At 50.1% G+C, this 16,034-nt stretch carries 12 protein-coding genes; 7 read left to right on the top strand and 5 right to left on the bottom strand.

Annotation, left to right across the window (positions count from 1 at the left end):
• Positions 1 to 16 precede the first annotated feature (16 nt).
• Entirely contained in the window at positions 17 to 1,834 is a 1,818-nt protein-coding gene (gene malZ / locus OGY15_RS16895) for a maltodextrin glucosidase (RefSeq protein WP_286540229.1), read from the top strand.
• Here the strand turns inward: malZ and OGY15_RS16890 are convergent.
• Positions 1,828 to 2,730, bottom strand: a complete 903-nt coding sequence (locus tag OGY15_RS16890) for a LysR family transcriptional regulator (RefSeq protein ID WP_151218603.1) — start codon at positions 2,728 to 2,730, stop codon at positions 1,828 to 1,830. The two genes, malZ and OGY15_RS16890, sit on opposite strands and share 7 nt — an antisense overlap.
• 273 nt (positions 2,731 to 3,003) lie before the next feature.
• Here OGY15_RS16890 and OGY15_RS16885 point away from each other — a divergent pair, with 273 nt between their 5' ends.
• The 3 genes from OGY15_RS16885 to OGY15_RS16875 all read left to right on the top strand — a co-directional run bounded on the left by OGY15_RS16885 (position 3,004) and on the right by OGY15_RS16875 (position 6,254).
• A complete protein-coding gene (locus OGY15_RS16885; RefSeq protein ID WP_187252927.1) occupies positions 3,004 to 3,645 on the top strand; it encodes a hydrolase in 642 nt (213 codons plus the stop codon).
• A 173-nt stretch (positions 3,646 to 3,818) separates the two neighbouring features.
• Positions 3,819 to 4,364, top strand: coding sequence for an antibiotic biosynthesis monooxygenase (locus OGY15_RS16880; RefSeq protein ID WP_151218604.1), 546 nt, complete (start codon positions 3,819 to 3,821; stop codon positions 4,362 to 4,364).
• A gap of 21 nt (positions 4,365 to 4,385) precedes the next feature.
• Positions 4,386 to 6,254 carry an amidohydrolase gene (locus tag OGY15_RS16875; RefSeq protein ID WP_187252925.1) on the top strand — a complete coding sequence of 623 codons (1,869 nt, stop codon included), beginning with the start codon at positions 4,386 to 4,388 and terminating at the stop codon, positions 6,252 to 6,254.
• 407 nt (positions 6,255 to 6,661) lie between these two features.
• On the opposite strand, the gene OGY15_RS16870 is transcribed toward OGY15_RS16875, so the two are convergent.
• The 4 genes from OGY15_RS16870 to acpH form a co-directional block, all read right to left on the bottom strand.
• Entirely contained in the window at positions 6,662 to 10,495 is a 3,834-nt protein-coding gene (locus tag OGY15_RS16870) for an autotransporter outer membrane beta-barrel domain-containing protein (RefSeq protein WP_286540223.1), read from the bottom strand.
• Between the two features lie 130 nt (positions 10,496 to 10,625).
• Positions 10,626 to 11,351, bottom strand: coding sequence for a helix-turn-helix domain-containing protein (locus OGY15_RS16865; protein WP_286540219.1), 726 nt, complete (start codon positions 11,349 to 11,351; stop codon positions 10,626 to 10,628).
• A gap of 620 nt (positions 11,352 to 11,971) precedes the next feature.
• The gene (locus OGY15_RS16860; protein WP_151224855.1) at positions 11,972 to 12,574 is read right to left on the bottom strand and encodes a peroxiredoxin C; all 603 of its coding nucleotides are present in this window, start codon (positions 12,572 to 12,574) and stop codon (positions 11,972 to 11,974) included.
• Between the two features lie 168 nt (positions 12,575 to 12,742).
• Complete coding sequence (gene acpH, locus OGY15_RS16855) at positions 12,743 to 13,324, bottom strand: ACP phosphodiesterase (RefSeq protein WP_151224856.1); 582 nt, start codon at positions 13,322 to 13,324, stop codon at positions 12,743 to 12,745.
• Between the two features lie 90 nt (positions 13,325 to 13,414).
• Here acpH and queA point away from each other — a divergent pair, with 90 nt between their 5' ends.
• From queA to yajC, 3 genes are read left to right on the top strand one after another with little or no spacing between them, the layout of a single operon-like run.
• Complete coding sequence (queA, locus tag OGY15_RS16850) at positions 13,415 to 14,485, top strand: tRNA preQ1(34) S-adenosylmethionine ribosyltransferase-isomerase QueA (protein ID WP_151218609.1); 1,071 nt, start codon at positions 13,415 to 13,417, stop codon at positions 14,483 to 14,485.
• 53 nt (positions 14,486 to 14,538) lie between these two features.
• Complete coding sequence (gene tgt / locus OGY15_RS16845; protein ID WP_003021535.1) at positions 14,539 to 15,666, top strand: tRNA guanosine(34) transglycosylase Tgt; 1,128 nt, start codon at positions 14,539 to 14,541, stop codon at positions 15,664 to 15,666.
• Between the two features lie 22 nt (positions 15,667 to 15,688).
• Complete coding sequence (gene yajC, locus OGY15_RS16840; protein WP_003021544.1) at positions 15,689 to 16,021, top strand: preprotein translocase subunit YajC; 333 nt, start codon at positions 15,689 to 15,691, stop codon at positions 16,019 to 16,021.
• The last annotated feature ends 13 nt before the right edge of the window (positions 16,022 to 16,034 follow it).

Here is a 16,034-nt window from a genome sequence, read left to right as displayed (position 1 = left end):
TCAAAGGGGATACGTGATGTTGAACGCCTGGCACCTTCCGGTTGCCCCATTTGTTAAGCAAAACAAAGATCAACTGACGATTACGTTATGGCTGGCGGGGGAAAATCCACCCCAGCGGGTGACGCTACGCGCAGAAAATGATAACGAAGAGATTTCGCTGAGCATGCACAAGCAGCGTAGCCAGCCGCAGTCGGGCGTGACCGCGTGGCGAGCGGCGATCGATCTCTCCAGCGGTCAGCCTCGAAGACGCTATAGTTTTAAATTACTTTGGCGCGACCGTCAGCTGTGGTTTACCCCACAAGGATTCAGCCGTTTTCCGCCTGCGCGTCTGGAACAATTTGCCGTCGATGTGCCGGATAATGGTCCTCAGTGGGTCGCTGACCAGATTTTTTACCAAATTTTCCCGGACCGTTTTGCCCGCAGCCAGTCGTGTGAAGCTGATCAGGATAACGTCTATTATCACCACGCTGCCGGACACGATATTGTGCGGCGCGAATGGGATGAACCGCTTACGGCTCAGGCCGGTGGCTCAACGTTTTATGGCGGTGATTTGGACGGTATCAGCGAAAAGCTGCCGTACCTGAAAATGTTAGGGATCACGGCGCTGTACCTGAATCCGGTGTTTACCGCGCCGAGCGTGCATAAATACGATACCGAAGATTACCGTCATGTTGATCCGCAATTTGGCGGCGACACGGCGCTGCTGCGCCTGCGTCACAACACGCAACAGCAGGGCATGCGCCTGATTCTGGACGGTGTTTTTAACCATAGCGGCGATTCGCACGCCTGGTTTGACCGACATAATCGGGGAACGGACGGGGCGTGCCATAACCCAGAATCTCCCTGGCGCGACTGGTATCATTTCTCAGCCGACGGCGTTGCGCTCGACTGGCTGGGATATGCCAGCTTGCCTAAGCTGGACTTTTCTTCGGAAAGCCTGGTAAATGAAATTTATCGCGGCGAAGACAGTATCGTCCGTCACTGGCTGAAAGCGCCGTGGAGTATGGACGGCTGGCGTCTTGATGTGGTGCACATGCTGGGAGAGGCAGGAGGCGCACGTAACAACCTACAACACGTGGCTGGCATTACGCAGGCGGCGAAAGAAACCCAGCCAGAGGCGTATATAGTGGGCGAGCATTTTGGCGACGCGCGCCAGTGGTTGCAGGCCGACGCGGAAGATGCCGCCATGAACTATCGCGGTTTTACCTTTCCGATCTGGGGATTTCTCGCCAATACCGATATCTCATACGATCCGCAATCTATTGACGCCCAGACCTGTATGGTGTGGATGGATAACTACCGCGCGGGGTTGTCGCATCAACAGCAATTGCGCATGTTCAACCAGCTCGACAGCCACGATACCGCTCGCTTTAAGTCTCTGCTCGGTAAAGACGTCGCACGTTTACCGCTGGCGGTGGTGTGGCTGTTTACCTGGCCGGGCGTACCCTGTGTTTACTACGGCGACGAAGTGGGACTGGACGGAAATAACGATCCGTTTTGTCGCAAACCGTTCCCGTGGCAGCCTGCAAAACAGGACGCTGACCTGCTGGCGTTGTATCAGCGTCTGGCCAAATTACGTCACCAGAGCCAGGCGCTCCGCCACGGTGGATGTCAGGTGATTTACGCCGAGGAGAACGTGGTGGTGTTTGTACGGGTGCTAAACCGCCAGCGCGTATTGGTGGCGATTAACCGTGGTCACGCCTGCGAAGTGGTCCTGCCTGCCTCGCCATTATTGAGCGTCAGTCAATGGCAGCTCAAAGAAGGAACAGGCGTGCTTGTCGACGATATCCTGACGCTGCCGGCAATTTCCGCCTCGGTGTGGTCAGGTCATTGATACAAGCGCGCCACCTCCGGGCTTGCCAGCAGCGCTTCCCGCCACCAGCGCTGCGCCAGCCCATCGCGGTTATTACGCCATGCCATATAGGCCACGTCTTTTTGGCGAAATGAGATGACCGCTTTTTCCACCAGCTCGCCCGTGGCAAGCCACGGGTTGGCAATATGGCGGGGGAGAAATCCGCATCCCATGCCTGCTCGCAATAGCATCACCTTACTGTGGAAATCATCGACGCGGATCTGCGCCTGCTCCTCCATCAGGTTGGTTTGTAACGGATGACAAAAGCGGGCGCTGTCGCTGATAACAATCGCCCGATGCAGACACAGCTGTTCGTTCGTCAGACCGTCAGGTGCTGCAGCCAGCGGATGATCAGGCGCAACGACAAACACATTGTCCAGCGTGCCGAGCATTTTGTAAGACCAGGCCGCTGACGTTGGCGGTTCATTAATCGCCCCCAGAATGATATCTGCTCCATTATGGGTCAGCTCCTCCCATGATCCTGCCAGCGTGTGGTGGGTAAAGCTCAGGCGGGTTTGCATATTAAGCGCGTGAAATTCATCGATAATGGGCAATAGCGCGGTGAAAGGAAAAGAGTCGTCCAACGCAATCGCCAGCTCTTTTTCCCAGCCTGAACTTAGCTGTATCGCTTGCTTTTCGAGATCTTTGGCCGCGCTCAGCAGCAAACGTCCTTTTTCCAGCATCATCTGCCCGGTGTCGGTAAATTTTGCCCGATGCCCAGAGCGGTCAAGCAATTCGATATTCAAATCGCTTTCCAGCTTCTGAATCATATAGCTGAGTGCCGCAGGGGTTTTAAACAGCGATTCGGCCGCCGCAGCAAAGGACCCCTGTTTGTCGAGTGCGTCGAGGATTAGCAATACATCCAGATTGATGCGCATAAGCAAAAAATATCCTGAAAATTAAACCCCTCTGTTTTACCGAATGGAGAAAAACAATGCCAGTGAATAAATTAGATGAGACATGCGCATTTTTTTGACATTGTTTAAGATATATCGCAACACAGAACGAATAGTTTCACTAGACGGTAAGTTTTCTTTAATAACTCGTTAGAAATTTCCCGCTATACTCAACAAGCTTTCTGATTCAGGATCCTGCTGCTGACGGCAGAAACAGACCGTTGCCTTTTAACTTATTGATTAAGAAGGTGTGCTATGTCTATTCGGGAACTGATTGACCCACAAAACTCTACGCTAATTTTTATTGATCATCAGCCGCAAATGTCATTTGGTGTGGCGAATATCGATCGCCAGACATTGAAAAATAATACCGTCGCATTAGCGAAAGCCGGGAAAATATTCAATGTTCCAGTGATTTATACTTCTGTGGAAACAAAAAGTTTTAGCGGATATATCTGGCCAGAATTATTAGCGGTACATCCTGATGTGAAACCGATTGAACGCACCTCGATGAACTCCTGGGAAGATGCGGCGTTTGTGAAGGCCGTAGAAGCGACCGGGCGTAAAAAACTGATTATCTCCGCGCTGTGGACCGAAGTGTGTCTGACTTTCCCGGCGCTGATGGCGCTGGAAGCGGGCTATGAAGTGTATGTGGTAACAGATACTTCAGGCGGCACGTCGGTGGATGCCCATGAGCGTTCCATTGACCGCATGGTACAGGCGGGTGCCGTACCCGTGACCTGGCAACAGGTACTTCTTGAGTATCAGCGCGACTGGTCCCGTAAAGAAACCTACGACGCTGTCATGGCTCTGGTGCGCGAGCACAGCGGTGCCTACGGTATGGGCGTGGATTACGCCTATACCATGGTGCATGGCGCGCCGGAACGTAAAGCCTGAATACACTTCATCCTTCATGCTGCATCTTTGTTGGCTTCGCTTGCGTACCCCGGTCGCTTACTGATGTAAGCTCCCGGGGATCCACAACCTTGCCGCCTCGATGCACCATGAATGATTTTGTGTATTGCTTTCCTGGCCTAAGCGGTCTGTTTCCTCTCAACAAGGAATCCTTCATGGCGCAGAACAAACATGTGACGTTGGTGATTACCCACACCCTGCTGCCTGAGCAGGCACAGCGATATGAGCAATGGCTGGGGAAAATTATGCCAGTGGCGGCCGAGTTTCCCGGTCATCTCGGGGCGAATGTGATTCGCCCTGCGGATGGCGACAACCTGTGGAATATCATTATTCGTTTCGACACGCTTGAGCATCTTTATAACTGGACCCAGTCCGATACGCGCCGTGGGCTGGTAGAAGAGATTGCTCCGATGCTGGCGGAAGGTGATAAAACCGAAATTCGTACCGAAGCCGCGTTCTGGTTTACTCCGCCCGCGCCCCATGTACGTCAGCCGAGACGCTGGAAACAGTTTCTGATAACCCTGCTGGTGATTTTTCCCAGCACCAATCTGGTGCCGTGGTTGACCGGCATTGTGTTGCCTGCATTGAAGGGTTCGTTACTCCTGCATCTGATCAATGATGCCTGTGTGGTTGCGTTGGTGGTCTGGTTCTGGATGCCCATCGTAACCCGTCTGTTTGCCGGATGGCTGAAAAAAGTCTGACCGGTTTCTCAGGAGATTGTTATGTCGCAAACTGCCACACTGATTCTGACTCACGGAAAAATTCATACGCTCGAAAGACAAAACCCGCAGGTCGAGGCGGTGGCGATCGCCAACGGTAAGATTCTGGCGACCGGTAGCCATGATCGGATCATGAGCTTTGCCACCGAAGGGACGCAGATTGTCGATCTGCAGGGGCATACGGTGATCCCCGGTCTGAACGATTCACACCTGCACCTGATTCGCGGCGGTCTGAATTACAATCTGGAATTACGTTGGGAAGGCGTGCCGTCACTGGCGGACGCGCTACGTATGCTCAAAGAGCAGGCGGACAGAACGCCGTCGCCGCAATGGGTACGCGTGGTGGGCGGCTGGAGTGAATTTCAGTTTGCCGAACGGCGCATGCCAACCCTCGAAGAACTCAATGAAGCGGCCCCGGATACCCCGGTTTTTGTTCTGCATCTCTATGACAGAGCGCTGCTGAACCGCGCCGCGCTGAAAGCCGTCGGCTACACCAAAGCAACGCCGGATCCGATGGGCGGCGAGATTGTACGTGACAGCAACGGCAACCCGACCGGCATGCTGATTGCCAAACCCAACGCCATGATCCTCTATTCGACGCTGGCAAAAGGACCAAAACTGCCGCTGGAAATGCAGGTTAACTCGACCCGCCAGTTTATGCGAGAGCTGAACCGTTTGGGACTGACCAGCGCCATTGACGCGGGCGGTGGCTTCCAGAACTATCCGGAAGATTACGAGATAATTGAACAGTTACATGCCAACAAGCAGATGACGGTGCGTATTGCCTACAACCTGTTTACCCAGCGTCCTAAGCAGGAGCTTGAAGACTTTGAACGCTGGACCGACATGCTCAAGCCTGGGCAGGGGACTGACTTTTACCGTGCCAATGGGGCAGGGGAAATGCTGGTCTTCTCGGCTGCGGATTTTGAAGACTTCCTCCAGCCGCGCCCGGATCTGCCGGAGGGTATGGAAGATGAACTGGAGCGCGTGGTTCGTCACCTGGTGGAGCACCGCTGGCCGTTCCGCCTGCATGCCACCTACGATGAATCCATCAGCCGTATGCTGGACGTGTTTGAGAAGGTAAATCGCGATATCCCGTTCAATGGCCTGCACTGGTTTTTCGATCACGCCGAAACGATTACTGAACGGAATATCGAGCGCGTTAAAGCGCTGGGTGGCGGGATTGCGGTTCAGCACCGAATGGCATTCCAGGGGGAATACTTTGTCGATCGTTATGGCAAAGATGCGGTCAAACATACACCGCCAGTGGCAAAAATGCTGGCGGCTGAAGTTCCGGTCGGGCTGGGAACTGACGCCACCCGCGTGGCCAGCTACAACCCGTGGACCGCGCTCTATTGGCTGGTTTCGGGTCGTACTGTTGGGGGAATGGCGATGTACGATGATAACAACCGCCTGCCGCGCGACGTGGCGCTGGAACTGTGGACGGCTGGCAGCGCCTGGTTCTCCAGCGAGCAGGGTAAGAAAGGGCGCATTGAGAAAGATCAATTGGCCGACCTGGTGGTGCTGTCCAAAGACTACTTCAGCGTGCCGGAAGAAGAGATCAAAGGTATTGAGTCAGTGATGACCATTGTCGATGGCAAAGTGGTGTATGCGGCCGGGCACTTCACCCCACTTGCACCGCCGGCTATCCCGGTAATACCTGACTGGTCGCCGGTAGTGAAGGTGCCGGGGCACTATCGCGCAGCGCCGCCTGGTGCGGCAAAAATTGGCGCCATAGTGCAGATGCACCAGTGCTGCGGTAGCTGCGGCGTACACGGTCATCAGCATGATATTGCGCGTCAATCAGGCATTCCGGTGTCGGATGACCGGGCTTTCTGGGGCGCGCTTGGCTGTTCCTGTTTCGCGTTTTAATCTCTCATTGCAGTCCCTGCCCAGGGGCTGTGCAGTGTGGTGCAAGCGTCTGTGACTCAGGCTAATGCTGTTGTGCCAACGGCTGTAGAAGTGCTAACCGGTTAAACGTGTTATACAGAAGTAAGAAGCGGGGGATAAATTAAATAATCCGTAATAATTAATAATCAGCGGTGAATCATATAAATTATCATCGAGCCTACCGAAACAATACCATAATAAAAAGCCCAGTTCCCATAGCCTAAACAAAGCGAAGTGATGGTGCAACTTATTGTGGCAAGTGTCAGTATGAAGAAAATGGCTTGCATCACTTTGTGATATCTAAACATAAATATTTTCTCCTGTACGTCATTCTTGAAAAGAAATACTCGCCTCCCGATTTGAGGAGGGCGAGTATTTTTTAAATCACATCAGAAGTTATAATTAAATACGGCCATTGCCCCCTGACCTGTCTGGTGTTCAGATGCGTCGAGGTTGTAGTTGATACCGAAACTTACATTTCCTTTCTGCGCCTTCACACCGAGTTGTCCTGAGAACGAAGTATCATCAACAATCGTTGAAGACAGTGTATCGGATGCGTTAATACCGTAGGTACGAATATGCGTTTTCGCGTTGGTGTCGCCAGTAACCGGAATGACCGACAGATCGGCTTGCGGGCTAACTGCCCAGCCAGAATCAAGCGAGTATGTGGTGCTTAAACGCACGCCAACCGGGAATTGCCAGAGGTTCTGCTTCTGCTCAGCGGTATCAAACAGCTTCTCTCCGGACTGGGTAGTAGTATCAAAACGTTCAGTTTTGAGTTGTACATAGCGTACACCGGCGTGTGGAACGATATCGATAGAGGACAGGTTGTACAGGTATTCACCCGTAATTCCCGCGGTCAGCATTTCGGAATCAATATCCGCTTTTAACTTACTGCCCATATCCACCCAAGCCGGAAGATTCTGCTCAACGTCATTACTGTTCCTGGACAATCCTAAATCAACGGTCACGCTGAAATTATTATTTGTCCAGTTTTCATAAAACGTTGCACCCCAAAAATCAACATCATTTTTGGTATATTGCAGATCTCCTTTGGACGATGATTTACCGGTTCCGGAATGGAATGCTAAACCGCTGCGCAAATTACCCAGAGAGGTTTGATGAGTGATATCTGCGCCAATCATTAAACCAAAGTAATTAACATTATTGCCGGTTTCCAGTGCGCCAGTTTTAAAACCACTGTTACTGTCGTGGCCATACAGTGTGCTGGCCCAGAAATTCAGACCTTCAGCTCCTGCGTCAGGTTGGAGTTTGCTGTTAAGCACTGAGTTACGATCGTTGATCGCTTTGGTGGCAGACAACCCTGTGGACAGGGTAGTGTTCTGCACACCTCCGGCCACAGCCAACTGCGCTGCACTGTTAATGGTTTTCACGATATCCTGCGTAGAGACGTAAGGATTATCTATCGCACGTGACAGGAAACGAACGCCGGCAGACTGACTTTGCGTGTCATTGATTCCCTGGCCCATCATAGTATCCAGCGTTTGCGTCAGTGCGACGCCAGGTAACGCGTCAGCAGAGGATTTAGCCTCCGTGGTGACCTGCAATTGTCCGCTGTCTACATCCCAGTGACGTGTTGCAGAAAGCAGTCGGTTGGTCAGTAAATTTTCACCATTCCATCCCTTTTCCGATACACCTGTTTGAGTGGAATCATCGATAGGACCTGGTGAACCACCGTTAAAACCGTCGACAATATAATAGGTCTGACTGGCTTTGGCGTCGGCAATGTAAAGGCTGGCGCTGTCGCTAACGTTGAGCGTTCCATTTTCAGCTGTGAGCGCATACTGCCCGCCGGCAATGGTTTTGCCATTCACCATTAACAGTGAATTATCGGCAAAAGTAGCCGTATTGGCATTTGCGCTGGGGGCTGAGGTCTGTGAACCATCCACAACCAGACTACCATGGTCTTTATCCAGTAATTGCGGGGCATTAATGGCTAATGCGGCGGTAATCCCGTCAGCAGACCATTGCAGACCCGTTTTGGCAAACTGTGTTTCAGCCCACTCGGTCGTTGCCTCACCCAGGACCAGTAAGGCGTTTTGCCCGGCAGTGAGCTTGCCGTCAATTTTGTCATCGATAAATTGCAGCGCAGCTTTGGAAGCCTGACTGATGGTGCTATTGGTTTGCCATTGCGGATCAAGGAACAGAGTTGCCCCGTTCAGGCTTACGTTCTGTGCGAGCAGATGTCCAGCAGCGCCTTGATCTGCGGTAGTGCCCACATTGATAGTCGTACCTGAGTCGGCGTTGAGTGCAGCGGTTTGCAATACGCCATTGACCTGCATATTGGTGCCTGTCATATCAATTTTAGACGCTTGTAACGCCGCGCTGTCTGCAATGGTAATGGCGCTGTCATTGCTTGCTGAAATTTCTCCGGAAACGCTGTATTTGCCACCAGCGACCTGTAAATTCCCATTGTCCAGGTTTACGGTGGCATTCAAGGAACCTGTGGCTCCGGACAGAGAAGCATGACCCAACTGCAATGTACCCTCTTTGACATTAACACTGACACTGGCGTCTTCCCCTGCGGAAACAAGGCTGGTGTTATTCATGCCTGTGGCATCGCCAGTTAAGGTGAGCGTTTTTTGGCCTGTTACGAATACATTTGCTTTATTGTCACCATCAGCAGTTAATTCCAGATTTTTCACTGCAATACTGTTTTTGCTGCCGTCATCACCGTCAGCGCCAATAACGACGTCACTTTTATCAGATTTAACGGTAACACCGGCAAGCACGGTGTTTTCACCCACAGCACCAACCGTGTCAAAATCTACACTACCAGCAGGACCAGTACCATCAGCAGACACAACGTTGCCCAGCATAATAAGTTCGGCATTGTCCACCAGACCATTAACAGATTTTACATAATCGAGGTTAAATAGCGCATCAGAGAGCGCTAATGTGCCATCGTTGAAAGATACCTGCTGGCCTGTGGTGTTCAGGCCGGTGGCAGAAGTATTAAGACCGTTACTACCCAGACCATCAGTAAATATTTGCGCTGAGCTGGTTTGCAAAGTTCCATTATCGATGGTTAACGAAGCGTCGCTGCTCAAAGAGATATTATCTGCCTGTAGCGTGGAATTACCTGCTACGGTGAGTGCGCCATTGCCCGTTATATTAACATCAGCAATGATGTGATTCCCCGTCAGATTGAGTGCTGACCCTACGTTTGTGTCATTCAGACCATTGAGGATGGTACTTTTACCCAGCACGTTTAACACCGTAAAATCGACAAATTTACTGCCGTCTAATTCAGTGACTTCTTGGCCTAACTTAAGAGTGGAATTGGTTTTGTTGCCGGTGATTTTATTAACATTGCTGGTTGCAACATTATCGCCCAGAGACACCTGGGCTTGATTGCTCTTGCTGACGTTGATGTCGCCGAGTACTTTCGAGTTGTCATTAATACTGACAATACTTGTGCCCTTACCGGTGACAATATTACCGGTGAGTGTTGTTTGCTTTGTCAGTTCAATATTGACATCTTCAGAATATCCGGCTTGTACAGAACCGAAAATGTTACTTTCAGAAGCAGTAATGTTAACGGAGTCAGATCCGCCGGTAAAAATACCTGCTTTCCAGGTTTCTGAGCCTAACTGACTGTTATCAATATCGACAATTACATCGCCTGTGTCACCGAGATCGACATAAATACCATATCCGCCATCACCATTTTGATTTGCCACCCAGTTTTTGTTCTTTGCCACCCCATTTTTAAGGGCATTATCATAGTTGGTATCCATCTGAGCGCCGTTAAGCTGAGCGTCCTTTAAGTTGATGGCTATATTAGTGTCGGTGCCAGACCCTCCTGATTCGATAAAATCAACGGTGGCCTTGGTCAGATTGAGAGTAGACTGATTACCAGCAAGATCGGTTTTGCTAAAATTAATGTAGTATCCGCTCAGGTCAAGATCAGTAACATTTACTGTTCGACTTAGAAGGTCGTGATGTGGAGGGTTAAAATAGATATTACCTTTATTACTGGCGGAATCGAGAGAGGCTTCCTCCTGGGTGTTACTAAAGTTCCAGGCATAAATTCCTTTAACGGCAGTATCACCGGCGCCAGAGTTAGGCACCAACAAACTCCAGTTAAGCCCACTCACCATACCAGAGCCTTCATCAGAAGCTGTAGCAGTACCTGATATTGCGAGTAGTATAGAGACGACTAATATCTTTTTTGAGAAAGAAACGCTTTTTTGCGACATAAATAAATCCTTATATTTGCTAACACATGGCACTTCTATAAAATAGGGGTGAAACAATAGAAACCGCATCGTGATTGATAGCGATTTTTTATTTTGGAATTTAAATGAGCTCTATATACGCGACATACTATTATTTATGCGCGGCTTTCTTGTCGGGTTTTTTCCAGTTTGTTGGTCCTGCATTTACCGTCAGTGAGTGAATGAAATCTCTGCTGCAATGGCGTATACCTAAAGCTTGCATCATCATCCAGCGATAGTGGTACATCACTTTTTCACTTCTTTTCAATTGTTTTGCAGTTTCCCGAAGTGAAATGCCTCTGGCTAACCAATCCAGCGTAATTGTTCGTGTGCGTGATGAAGGTATCACTTCTGATAACCTTCTTCTGATCCACTTTTCAAGTGAACCTAATACCACCTGCGGAGGAACGCTTGAACAAAAAAATCTGAGCCGAGGATATGCAGCTGAGAATATTGGTGACGTAAGATGCTCAGCAATGCCTATATTGGGATATCCAGATATTAAAGCATCATATTCCTTTAGCAATATCCCACCAAAATACTCAGCAACCATACGATCTGAGTAGAGAAAATAATGCTGAGTACAAATCATTTGTGCTTGAGGAAAACTTTTACGGAGAGCCAGGATTAATGCCACATATCTTCCTGGTGGGACATCCAGGATGATTATATGTGGTGGCGGTCCGGTATATTCGCACAACTCACTGATGGTGAGTTGTGGCAATGAAATATAGTTATCAGGAGTTTTTTTACCGCTGATTAAATTTTGTAATGCAGCCGCATGCGTCCAGTCTGCGGAATAAATAAAAAACCGCGTGCATTTATCTTTACTGCTCATGCATATCTCTCCCTAATCTGCAAGAAAAACACTGTTAATAATGTGGTTTCCTGGAGAAATCCTAATCTGCTGATAAATTGATGTGTAATGATTAAAATCGATCGATAAGATCTGTTTTTTTAATTGAATTTGTAGAATGATAAGTAAAAAGTGTTAATATTTGTTGGAATAATTAGCACAGTTAATAAATTTATAACTTATTTATAAGCGCTATGATTAACATGGGTTTTTTATAGCGTTCTATTTTGAAAAGAAACAGGAATGCCTTATATAACAATGGGATAAGAATTAAAATACAAGGTGTGTGGCGGCATTATTCAGATGTGAAGACATTAAATATATTTATTGCATGTTGGTTAAATTTAGCGAGTTCACTCTTCCTTTATTGCTCTTTGTCTTAAAAATTCAGATATCATCTTAAAATTGTTAGGAAAATTCTTAGAGAGAAATATGTTGATGCGTTAAGGATGTTTATCCAGAGATAGGACAAAAAAACGGTTATGACGTCATTTACTTACTTCAAAATGAGCGAAGAGGTATAAGGAGAAAGGGATGATTGGAGACTAATAACCAGATGTAAAAAAGGCCCGCATTTGCGGGCCTCTTACGATTCATGCCATTTACAGGCTGGAAACGTTCTCGGTCAGGTATTTTGCTACGCCGTCCGGAGACGCGTTCATACCTTCTTTACCTTTTTCCCACTGTGCCGGACATACGTCGCCGTGCTCTTCGTGGAACTGCAGCGCGTCAACCATGCGCAGCATTTCGTCGATGTTACGACCCAGCGGCAGATCGTTAACCACCTGGTGGCGAACAACGCCGTTAGCGTCGATCAGGAAAGAACCGCGCAGAGCAACACCTGCTTCAGGATGCTCAATGCCGTAGGCTTTCTGGATTTCGCGTTTGATGTCAGCAACCATTGCGTATTTCACTTCACCAATGCCGCCTTTTTCGACAGGGGTGTTACGCCATGCGTTGTGGACAAATTCAGAGTCGAAGGAAACGCCAACAACTTCAACGCCGCGCTTCTGGAATTCTTCGTAACGTTTGTCGAATGCGATCAGTTCAGACGGGCAAACGAAGGTGAAGTCCATCGGCCAGAAGAACAGAACGGTAGTTTTACCGTTGGTATGCTGCTTGAAGTTGAAGTTTTCAACGATCTCACCGCTACCCAGTACCGCAGCTGCTGTGAAATCCGGAGCCTGACGAGTTACCAGTACCATATAATTCTCCTGCAATGTTAAGGGGTTTTTGGAACGCAACGCGGGCCAGTATAGAGAGTGTTCGGGAATAAGACAAAGAGGCGCTGGCAATCAATGAGACAGGTTTTGTCTATCAATCTTTTGCCGGATAGCGGCTGCTGCTTATCCGGTGCATGATGCGGGCTATAATCAAAGGGATTTACGTCGCGCCTGTCCCATCATTTGGGGATAAAACTGCCAGAAACGTTCTTCTAACGCATCGTAGTGCGTATCGAGGTCATACCATGAGTCGCGCAGGGCATCGAGCCGCGGGCGGCGGCTGGCCATGCCGTTCAGGACGTTCTGGATAAAATCCATATTCCGATAGCGCTCGAGCCATTTCTCCGACCAGATGTAGTTGTTCAGATTGATAAAGCGCGGCGGCGATTCCGGTAAAATAGGGGTCACCTGGGCGCGGGCATAGCGTACAAAGTCCGTCAGCGGGAAGTCGGGGGAGATTTCCGACCAATGGCGCGACAGAAAATGATCCCACATGACGTCCAGCGTAATCGGTGCGACGCGGCGCGTTTCGCTGCGAAACCACTCTTTGGCTTCACGCACCTGTGGCAGGTTATCGGTCATCACGTCGATACGACGGTGCATAAAGATGCCCTCCACCACGTCGGGCGAATAGTGCGTTTGGGGATTACCCCGGACAAAATCCGCCAGTAGATTACCGGAAAGCGAGCTGTCGGCGAGGTGAGCCAGATGCAAATGTGCAAGAAAATTCATAGTTAAATGTTTATCCAGAGGGGTAAAGGTTGCAGGGAGAACGCCCCGGCACTAGACTACCCGCCTCTTATTTTAGTCTGAGTCAGTGTCATGCGCGTTACCGATTTCACCTTTGAACTACCCGAATCCCTGATTGCCCACTATCCGCAGGCTGAACGCAGTAGCTGCCGCTTGCTGTCTTTGGACGGGCCGACGGGCGCGCTGACGCACGGTACTTTCACCGATTTGCTCGATAAGCTCAACCCTGGCGATTTGCTGGTTTTTAATAATACCCGCGTTATTCCGGCGCGTCTGTTTGGGCGTAAAGCCAGCGGCGGCAAGATTGAAGTACTGGTCGAGCGTATGCTGGATGACAAACGGATTCTGGCGCATATTCGCGCCTCTAAAGCGCCGAAGCCGGGTGCCGAGCTGCTGCTGGGCGATGACGAAAGCATTAAAGCAACGATGGTGGCGCGCCATGACGCGTTGTTTGAAGTCGAGTTTGATGACGAGCGTAGCGTGCTGGATATCCTCAACGCGATTGGCCATATGCCGCTGCCGCCATATATCGACCGTCCGGATGAAGACGCTGACCGCGAGCTGTACCAGACCGTGTATAGCGAAAAACCAGGGGCTGTCGCCGCGCCGACCGCCGGTCTGCATTTTGACGAACCACTGTTGGCAAAACTGCGTGATAAAGGTATCGAGATGGCGTTCGTTACGCTGCACGTGGGGGCGGGTACCTTCCAGCCGGTGCGCGTAGATACCATCGAAGATCACATTATGCACTCCGAGTATGCGGAAGTGCCACAGGATGTGGTTGATGCTGTGCTGGCGGCGAAAGCACGCGGCAACCGCGTGATTGCGGTAGGTACCACCTCCGTACGTTCACTGGAAAGCGCGGCGCAGGCGGCCAAAAATGACCTTATCGAGCCGTTCTTCGGTGATACGCAAATATTCATTTATCCAGGCTATAAATATCAGGTGATTGATGCTCTGGTCACCAACTTCCACCTGCCGGAATCGACACTGATTATGCTGGTTTCCGCATTTGCTGGTTATAAAAACACCATGCACGCCTATCATGAAGCGGTAAAAGCGGAATATCGCTTTTTTAGTTACGGTGATGCCATGTTTATCACGTACAATCCGCAGGCTATTTCTGAGCGCGTTGGGGAATAAATCCGCGATGCGAGTGTTTAACGTCGGACTGTTTTTCTGACGCAGGAGTTAAAATGAAATTTGAACTGGACACCACAGACGGTCGCGCCCGCCGCGGCCGCCTGGTTTTTGATCGTGGCGTAGTGGAAACGCCTGCTTTTATGCCGGTCGGTACTTATGGCACCGTGAAAGGCATGACGCCGGAAGAAGTTGAAGCGACCGGCGCACAGATCATCCTCGGTAACACCTTCCACCTCTGGCTGCGCCCGGGTCAGGAAATCATGAAGCTGCACGGCGATCTGCACGATTTCATGCAGTGGAAAGGACCGATCCTCACCGATTCCGGCGGCTTCCAGGTATTCAGCCTGGGCGACATCCGTAAGATAACCGAGCAGGGCGTGCATTTCCGTAATCCGATCAACGGCGATCCGATCTTCCTCGATCCTGAGAAGTCGATGGAGATTCAATACGATCTCGGTTCCGATATCGTGATGATCTTCGACGAATGTACACCGTATCCGGCCGACTGGGACTATGCTAAACGATCGATGGAGATGTCTTTGCGTTGGGCGAAGCGCAGTCGCGACCGTTTTGATAGCCTCGGCAACAAAAATGCGCTTTTTGGCATCATTCAGGGCAGCGTTTACGAAGATTTACGTGATATCTCCGTCAAAGGTCTGGTAGATATCGGCTTTGATGGCTACGCTGTCGGCGGTTTGGCTGTTGGTGAACCGAAGGAAGATATGCACCGCATTCTGGAGCATGTTTGCCCGCAGATTCCGGCTGATAAACCGCGTTACCTGATGGGCGTTGGTAAACCAGAAGATCTGGTTGAAGGCGTGCGTCGTGGTATCGATATGTTTGACTGCGTGATGCCAACGCGAAATGCCCGTAATGGTCATTTGTTTGTGACTGACGGCGTGGTAAAAATTCGTAACGCGAAACATAAAAGCGACACCAGTCCGCTCGATGCTGAGTGTGATTGCTACACCTGTCGCAATTATTCGCGCGCATACTTGCATCATCTTGACCGTTGCAACGAAATATTGGGCGCGCGACTCAACACGATTCATAACCTTCGCTACTACCAGCGTTTGATGGCGGGTTTACGCAAGGCTATTGAAGAGGGTAAATTAGAGAGCTTCGTGACCGATTTTTACCAACGTCAGGGTAGACCAGTTCCACCTGTGAACGTTGATTAATTTTAATAATGAGGGAATTTGAATGAGCTTTTTTATTTCTGATGCGGTAGCGGCAACAGGTGCTCCGGCGCAGGGCAGCCCGATGTCTCTGATTCTGATGCTGGTGGTGTTTGGTCTGATTTTCTATTTCATGATCCTGCGCCCGCAGCAAAAGCGTACCAAAGAACACAAAAATCTGATGAACTCCATTGCGAAAGGCGATGAAGTGCTGACCAACGGTGGTCTGGTGGGTCGCGTGACCAAAGTAGCAGAATCCGGCTACATCGCTATCGCGCTGAACGACACCACTGAAGTGGTTATTAAACGTGATTTCGTAGCTGCCGTTCTGCCGAAAGGCACCATGAAGGCGCTGTAATTTATTGTTTTCC

The sequence above is a fragment of the Citrobacter sp. Cu231 genome (assembly GCF_030332265.1).
In the GTDB taxonomy this organism is placed as follows: Bacteria; Pseudomonadota; Gammaproteobacteria; order Enterobacterales; family Enterobacteriaceae; genus Citrobacter; species Citrobacter meridianamericanus.
This window is presented reverse-complemented; position numbering and strand designations above follow the sequence as displayed.

Bases quoted from the DNA above. Each gene is read 5' to 3' on its own strand.
- OGY15_RS16865 (WP_286540219.1), bottom strand. From the start codon at position 11,351: ATGAGCAGTAAAGATAAATGCACGCGGTTTTTTATTTATTCCGCAGAC.
- queA (WP_151218609.1), top strand. From the start codon at position 13,415: ATGCGCGTTACCGATTTCACCTTTGAACTACCCGAATCCCTGATTGCC.
- OGY15_RS16870 (WP_286540223.1), bottom strand. From the start codon at position 10,495: ATGTCGCAAAAAAGCGTTTCTTTCTCAAAAAAGATATTAGTCGTCTCT.
- OGY15_RS16880 (WP_151218604.1), top strand. From the start codon at position 3,819: ATGGCGCAGAACAAACATGTGACGTTGGTGATTACCCACACCCTGCTG.
- OGY15_RS16885 (WP_187252927.1), top strand. From the start codon at position 3,004: ATGTCTATTCGGGAACTGATTGACCCACAAAACTCTACGCTAATTTTT.
- yajC (WP_003021544.1), top strand. From the start codon at position 15,689: ATGAGCTTTTTTATTTCTGATGCGGTAGCGGCAACAGGTGCTCCGGCG.
- OGY15_RS16860 (WP_151224855.1), bottom strand. From the start codon at position 12,574: ATGGTACTGGTAACTCGTCAGGCTCCGGATTTCACAGCAGCTGCGGTA.
- tgt (WP_003021535.1), top strand. From the start codon at position 14,539: ATGAAATTTGAACTGGACACCACAGACGGTCGCGCCCGCCGCGGCCGC.
- OGY15_RS16890 (WP_151218603.1), bottom strand. From the start codon at position 2,730: ATGCGCATCAATCTGGATGTATTGCTAATCCTCGACGCACTCGACAAA.
- OGY15_RS16875 (WP_187252925.1), top strand. From the start codon at position 4,386: ATGTCGCAAACTGCCACACTGATTCTGACTCACGGAAAAATTCATACG.
- acpH (WP_151224856.1), bottom strand. From the start codon at position 13,324: ATGAATTTTCTTGCACATTTGCATCTGGCTCACCTCGCCGACAGCTCG.
- malZ (WP_286540229.1), top strand. From the start codon at position 17: ATGTTGAACGCCTGGCACCTTCCGGTTGCCCCATTTGTTAAGCAAAAC.